The organism is Candidatus Binatia bacterium (assembly GCA_029248525.1).
In the GTDB taxonomy this organism is placed as follows: domain Bacteria; phylum Desulfobacterota; class Binatia; order UBA12015; family UBA12015; genus UBA12015.
In genome coordinates this window covers 1-5,833 of record JAQWJE010000051.1, presented here as the reverse complement: position 1 = coordinate 5,833, position 5,833 = coordinate 1, and the positions used below count along the sequence as shown (strand labels likewise).

At 61.0% G+C, this 5,833-nt stretch carries 3 protein-coding genes; 1 reads left to right on the top strand and 2 read right to left on the bottom strand.

Going from position 1 to position 5,833, the window contains the following annotated elements; all coding sequences use genetic code 11:
• Nucleotides 1-358: 358 nt before the first annotated feature.
• Entirely contained in the window at nucleotides 359-3,454 is a 3,096-nt protein-coding gene (locus P8K07_16900; protein ID MDG1960200.1) for a hypothetical protein, read from the top strand.
• A gap of 823 nt (nucleotides 3,455-4,277) precedes the next feature.
• Here P8K07_16900 and P8K07_16895 read toward each other — a convergent pair.
• Both P8K07_16895 and P8K07_16890 read right to left on the bottom strand, forming a co-directional pair.
• Complete coding sequence (locus P8K07_16895) at nucleotides 4,278-5,429, bottom strand: DUF4215 domain-containing protein (GenBank protein ID MDG1960199.1); 1,152 nt, start codon at nucleotides 5,427-5,429, stop codon at nucleotides 4,278-4,280.
• A 95-nt stretch (nucleotides 5,430-5,524) separates the two neighbouring features.
• On the bottom strand, nucleotides 5,525-5,785 hold the full coding sequence (locus tag P8K07_16890) for a restriction endonuclease (GenBank protein MDG1960198.1): 261 nt from the start codon (nucleotides 5,783-5,785) through the stop codon (nucleotides 5,525-5,527).
• Nucleotides 5,786-5,833 lie beyond the last annotated feature (48 nt).

Sequence of the window (5,833 nt, the reverse complement as noted above, 5' to 3'; positions counted from 1 at the left end):
CTTAATCGCGTTTGAAGGTACCGAGGGCATCTGGAGCGATCCCCCGCAGGTGCGTCGACCCACTACAAGATCCACTACAATTTTGGAGGGCGGAAGAAGCTGCCGCTTTCCCCTCACCCCCCGCGGCAGGAGATTGATCCCCGGCTCGAGATTTTAATCGGAACTACGATCCCGGGTGCGGATTTCTGTTAGTCCGCTAAAGGGCCTCGCCGCGGGCGGGAAGGCGAGTCGGAGACTGCCAGTGGCAGGATTCGGCTTGACGAGTAGAGCGCCCTCTGAGCAAAAAGGGCCTTCATGTTTCCTGCTGTCGTTTCGACCCTCATCTACTCCGGCCCTGAGACCGCCGAAGGAGAAGACCATGCGAGTCACCAAAGACAACACAAATTCAGTCACCAGATTCCTGCGCAGCCGGGACCTGGGGCGTTCAGCTTCGGCCCGCCTGCGCCAGATCGCCTTCGTGGTCGCGGCGGTTCTCCTCTCGGCGGTGACGCCCGAAGCCGGCGCTAAAACCTGCACCGAGGGATGTCTGAGGACGGCCTTGGAGCCCGGCGAACGAAATTGTGTCGTGAAGCGACACGAGAAAGCGGCCCGCCTAGCGCATACCTTTCTCAAGAACGCTCAGTTCTGCCTCAAGTCTGCCAGCCTCGATCGCATTTCCGAACCCGGGACCTGCCTTGAGTCGGATCCCCGGGGAAAGCTCACACGGGCGACCGAATCGCTGGTCGCGGTCGACGCCAAGCATTGCAAAGAAGCGCCGCCCTTCGGTTATGTCGATTCGGCACTCACCCAGAGTGCCGCACATTCGGTCGGCGAGGATTTGGTGTCGAGCCTCTTTGGCACGCAGGATCTGGGCCAGGTAATTCTTTCGAGGCGAGAGGACCGCCAAGCCAGCCGATGCCAGCAGGACGTCCTATCGGGCGTCGCGAAGCTTTTTGGCGCGCAGATGAAGGCCTACTCGACGTGCCTCCGGACAGGCCTCGCCAACCGAACATCGCCCATCAGCTCTGCGGCCGGCATGACGACCTGCCTCGAGGAGGTCGGCGGGCACCGCGTAGTCCAGCGAGCGGTCGCTGCGCTGCGCAAGAAGATCGAGAAAACCTGTCTGCCGGTGATCGACGACGAGTCATGGCAGTGGCAGGAACTGCTGCCGGGCCTCGCAGTCTCGCCTTCCGAGCAGACCGATCTCACGAGTTTCCTCACGAACCCTTCACGATGCCTGATGTGCGAGCTCAGTAACGCCTTGGGCAACCTCAGCGTGGATTGTGATCTCTTTGACGACGGAATCGCCAACCTCTCGTGTGGCGCCCAGGCACGTGGCTTGCTCTCCGACATTCGCCTGACCCAGAGCGGCCTGGTGACGCGGGCGTTGCCAGCGCTGCCTCTCGTCGCGGGCAAGACTGCCTTGGTTCGCACTACGCTCGTCGCGGTCCCCGGCGGCCCGACGCGCGTCGATGATGCGGTTATTGACGTGATTCGCGTGGACACGGGCGCAACGGTCGGCGTAGTGCGTGGTCATGCAATCGCAGCGGACGATCGGACCCGACGATCCGAAATCGAAACCGGTGACGACATCCACTTCTTCATACCGGGTCGGCTACTCGCGGACGCGGCACCCTACGAGATCGTTGCCCGGTTGGGCGAAGGCGGCCGCACATGGACTGTCCCCCTGGTTTCCTGGATCACTACCCAGGAAAACGGCGGCATCTCGATGGTGCTTCTTGACTACGACGAGGGAATCTTCTCGGACCTGTCGAGTCAGCGGTCGTTCCGCGGAACGCTCGAACACACGGCCCGGATGCTGCCCATCAAGAATCGCGTAGACGACCTGCTCCCCCGCGGAGCGCCGACTACACGCGCGGCGGGTCTACGGTTCGCGTACGTCCACCAATTGCCCCTGCCAGCCCAGGGCAGCCAAGGCAACTTCGAACGCGAGTTCGTACTCCGAGACATGCTGGTGGGCACCTGGATCAACAGCGCGGGGCAGGCCTGTGCGGCCAACGTACCCCGGCGACTCGAATCCGGCCGCTTCTTCGCGTTCAACTTCAGCTATCCTGAAGATCTCGACCGGGACGGTGTCTTCAGCGCCGCGGAACTGGCGATATGTACTCCCCCCCCAGGCAGAAACAGCTCCATGCTGAATCGAGTGACCAATTTCGGCAATCGCATGTTGAACGATGTCGATCAACAAAAGGGTCGTGTTGCGAGTATAAAGCGCAGCGAGCGCGCCGCCTATGGCTTGGCACTGGTATCGGGGGGCCGCCCCGACTCGCAGAACCGCGTGGGTTGGCTCGGAAGCGCCTCGCCCCGGAGCGGCTGGGCCACGATTTCCATGGGCGCAGCGCAGTTCCCGACGTTGCCCCATGAACTCGGCCACGAACTGCAGCTGCCGCACGCCGCGCAACTCACCCTGCCGGGCCCGGCCTACGATCTCCTTCTGAAGCGACGTGTTCGCAATCCCTTCAACTTGATGGCAGGTGGATTCCTGCCGAGCCAGGCAGACCGGAACTCGTTCGTGAGCGATGCCGACTGGGACGCCATCCTCGGCATTCTCCCCCGAGCGATCCAGGGTGAGACTCCGCCAGGGCCCCTGGCACGGTTGCTGATCAGCGGAGAGCGCGATCTCGACGGGAAGTGGGCCTTCGGTGAAATCCAGCCGCTTGGAGTCGACGGGGAGAGCGACCTCCGGCCCGATCTCACCCTGGCACTGCTCGACAACGAGGAGCGTGTGCTGGCCAAGGGACATGCCCAGGTCTCGATTGCCGGCGAGAGGGCGGACGTGCCAGCCGAACTGGCGGACAGCGGAGCACTTGCCTTTCACGGCGATGTCGAATGGGTGGAAGGGACGAGCTTCCTGGTACTCTACGCCGACCAGACCGAGTTGCTGCGCCGAGCCGTCTCTGACTCAAGCCCGAAGGTTGACCTGTCAGTGGACCCTGATGGTCTGGCTGACGGGGTGCTACGGCTGGCCTGGTCGGCCGGGGACGCCGACGGTGACACTCTGCGCTTTGACGTGTTGGCCGAATACCTCGACGGTCGTAGCGAACTACTCGCTGCCGGACTGAGCGAATCGTCCATCGAGATCGAATCCTCACGCGTCCCCGGCGGGAGCGCCGCCTTGAAAGTGATCGCATCCGACGGTTTCCATCGCAGCGAGTCGAACCCGGTCACGATTGAATTGCCCAACCTGGCTCCACAGGTGCTGATCCTCACGCCGGAAGACGGCGAGAGCGTCGAAGGAGGTAGCACCATCGGGTTGCGCGCGTCGGTCCGCGACCCGGAGCGCGAATCCCTCGAGGGCGACCAGATCCTCTGGCACTCCGATCTGACGGGCTTTCTCGGAATCGGCACGGATCTCGACGTGGTGCTGCCACCCGGCACCCACGTTCTGACGGCCGAGGCAGCGGACTCGGGTGGCGCTCGCGGCAGCGCACAGGTAACCATCCCGGCCAATTGATCCCGCCGAATGTGCAGGCGCGCTGTGCAGCGAACCACTTGCAGGCGTCAGGTCAGCGGGAAGGTGCGCACGTAGCTTCGCGTCTTGACTCGGGGCAGAAGAGGAGTTTTGCGGGAGAGAGTTATCTCTCCGAAAGTGTCTAATAATTTCGGAGGAAGGGTCCGTTCACTGGCGCCGCAGACAGAAAGAATTGGACACTCCCGAGAAAATATTCGTTCAGATAAGACCTTTCACAGGAAGCACCACCTCCCGAAATTGGAGAAAACTGGTTGATGATATCGCCTCGGCCATTGAGGCGGAGGGATTCGATCTAATTATCTTTGATACTCTTTTTGGCCTTTGGCCAGTGAAAGACGAGAATGATGCTGCCCAAGTCAAAAATGCTCTGATGCCGCTCAATGAGCTGGCTGACCTTGGGGCAGGGGTCCTCCTCGTTGCTCATACAGTGAAGGGAGACGCACCGAGCGGTTCAAGTTGACGGCAGCTGCTATGTCCTCGGGATTTTAGGCAGCGACCGGTCGGACACTGGAACGGCCGGCTGATCCGAAGTCAGACGCGTTTCTGATCGCGTGACTGCCCGCCATCGGGGGCAGTCAAACAGCCGAGCGGCTAGCGTGGCCGCTGACAGTTGTCGTCGGGCGACCGCTGCCTGCTCGCTAGTATCGAGTCTCTGAATCGAGAAATGCGCCAGATGCAGAGGGTTCGGGCAGAGGGCCGGACCACCTTAAAGTGGAAGGGTCGATGCGGTTCGTAGCGCGAGATTCGCCATTGCTGTCGGCGAGAATCGTCTAGGATTTTTCAGAACGAACCACGCGAATTTTCATCACTCCAACCGTGTAAATGTTGTGTCACCTGAGACTAACGCGATTGGCGAGCATGACCCAATAGTCAGGGGAAAATCGCCTTCCAGTGCGGAACCGGGAATCCGGCCGCTGTAGGTGAATGGGGCAGTGAGTATCAAGGCCCCATTGGCGAAGGCTCGAAAGAGACCGGTGCCATCATTGTTGTCATCTATCGCAGCGCTGATTGTGGTCCCCGGGTCCTGAGGAAGCATGATGTAGTTGCCACTCAGGTTGCCGCAGTCGGTCCACGAGCAGTCCGGTTGGCAGTACTCGCCGCCGTCGCATTGCTCGCCTGCGGCAACATCCACAATCCCATTCCCGCAGGTTTCATCGGACAGGCAGTCCGCGCTACAGCCGTCTCCGGACTGAGTCCCACCGTCGTCACAAACCTCATTGGGTTGCGTGACCCCATCGCCGCACTCAAGCGTGCATGTCGGCGTGCAGCCATCCTCAATTTCTGCGTTCCCGTCATCGCAGTCCTCGCCCGCCAGGCGGTCGGTGACGCCATTGCCGCAGGTTTCATCAGATAGGCAGTCCGCGCTGCAGCCGTCACCGTCGACTTGTCCACCATCGTCGCAAACCTCGCCCGCCAGAGGATCGGTGCTGCCGTTTCCACATGTTTCATCGGATAGGCAGTCTGCACTGCAGCCGTCGCCATCGCTGGTGTTGCCGTCATCACAGATCTCTGGCGATACCACGATCTCGTCGCCGCAAACAATGTCGCAATCGCTCGCTTTCCCGTTGCACGTCCAGCCGGATTCGACCTCGCACACGGGACTGCATCCATCGTTTGCGATCACGTTGCCGTCATCGCATGTCTCGCCGGTCCTTGACTCTATTTGCCCATCGCCACATGTGAATGTCCTCAGTACATCAGACAGTGAGTTCACTTGGGTGGTCAGTCCAGTAGCGTCGCCCCCGCCGCCCAGCGAATCACTGGTGCCGATGGAGACCTCGATGGGCGTCCCATTGCTTCGCTTCTTGCACTCGGAGCGCAGAACGATCTTGGATCCTTCGCGGGGCTGCCCCTCGACAACGCGATCCGCCTTCACGCAAAGCTGAAGAGGTGCCGCCGAGGTGACGTTCGCTTCGAGCAGGAACATGCTGATGATGGCTAGCAGGATTCTTTTCATGGTCTCTTCCTATTTGCAGGTAACGGCAACGCTATTGCCGCTCATTCGGCAGTAGGGCAGCGGCTTAGGTCCTGAGAACTCGGCCTCGGCGGTGTCTAGGTCCACAGTTTCGCCTCCAAAGTTGACAAGTCGTCATGGTGTAAAAGCAAAACCTGATTTGCTGCAGCCAATTCTTTGCAGGCGTTGGTATAGCCGGCGTTTGTTACGACCACCGCCTTGTGCGCCCCGGTGATGGCCTTCGCCGCCACCACTTCTTGCACGGCTTTGTTCCCAACAGGCTTGGAGTATGACGGTAGGAAACATGAAGGCCCTTTTTGCCCAAGCGACGCTCTATTCGTCAAGCCGAATCCTGCCACAAGCAGTCGCTAAATCGCCTTCCCGCCCGTGGCAGAGCCGCTGGGCGG

Bases quoted from the DNA above. Each gene is read 5' to 3' on its own strand.
- P8K07_16900 (MDG1960200.1), top strand. From the start codon at position 359: ATGCGAGTCACCAAAGACAACACAAATTCAGTCACCAGATTCCTGCGC.
- P8K07_16895 (MDG1960199.1), bottom strand. From the start codon at position 5,429: ATGAAAAGAATCCTGCTAGCCATCATCAGCATGTTCCTGCTCGAAGCG.